Consider the following 1,127-nt stretch of genomic DNA (forward strand, 5'->3'; position numbering starts at 1 on the left):
TGTGGATCCGTAATCTGCCCGAGCCGTGACGCAACAGCTACATAACTCATGCCAATTCCTCTCTTCGCAAACGTCTTTCATGGCAGAACGAGCGTAAGCGCGCACCGTTCAGGGGTGATGATGTGCTTTCCTTAAGCCCCCTTAACAGTGATCGCATCGATCAGGACAACTCGCCTCTGTCTGGGCACACGTCAGCAGACGACATCGCAAGACACGCAACACCGTCGACGATCAAGGCATGGCATCCGCTCGACGCTGCGGAGGTGACCGGTCCCGGTATCGCGTACACCGCACGTCCGAGCCTGTGCGCTTCCCTAGCCACAGCCAGGGCACGTCCGCGTGACCCGGCCTCGGGCACCACTACCGCATCGGAGAGAGCAGCCAGCAGCGCGCCACTCCCATTGAAACGTTCTCGACGAGGCTCTGCACCGAACGAGTACTCGCTCACCACTACCCCCTGCTCCGCGACGCGCTCGAGCAACCGAGCATGACCGGACGGATATGCCCGGTCCAAACCGCACGGCATGACCGCGACCGGTCCCGCACCGACGCCCAACGATGCCCGTAACACCGCTGCCTCGATCCCGAACCCGCTGCCCGACAAGACCGACACCCCGCGCATCGCTAGATCCGCGGCAAATTCCGCCGCGACATGATCGCCGTAGGGACTCGAGGCCCGGGTGCCGGTGAGCGCCACCGCCGACGAATCGACACCGGGCAGCATGCCCTGCCCACGAACCCACAGAGCGACCGGAGTCGATCCCTCCAGCCATCCGGCCATCCGCAGCCGCTGCGGCCACTCAGCGTCCGCAGGAGTGACCAATCGTGCTCCCAGTGTTGCAGCCGTCTCGAGGTCTGCCTCGGCACCCGAGTACTCCCACGAGCGAGCAGTCGCACGCAACAAGTCCTCCGACACCTCCCGTTGCCGCACAGCCTCGGCTGCAGCCTCCACGCCCGATAAGGACACCGCCAGATGAACCAACGCGCCCTGCCCGCGCGCCACGTGAGCGAGGTACGCCCACGCCACACGCTCACTCCGCACCATCTCGCTACCCGACACCGCGTTCTCGCTCGACACACCGCTCACGACGAAACCCTCCCAGGGCTCACACAAGGGGCAGATGGTC

The 1,127-nt window shown here is 65.0% G+C and carries 1 protein-coding gene; it reads right to left on the minus strand.

All coding sequences use genetic code 11. The features are described from left to right. Positions 1 to 160: 160 nt before the first annotated feature. The coding region (locus RHODMAR_RS26795) for a DNA-processing protein DprA (RefSeq protein WP_232433779.1) at positions 161 to 1,127 on the minus strand (967 nt) is incomplete at its 5' end.

Origin of the sequence: Rhodococcus sp. AW25M09 (assembly GCF_000333955.1) — a bacterium.
Lineage (GTDB): Bacteria > Actinomycetota > Actinomycetes > Mycobacteriales > Mycobacteriaceae > Rhodococcoides.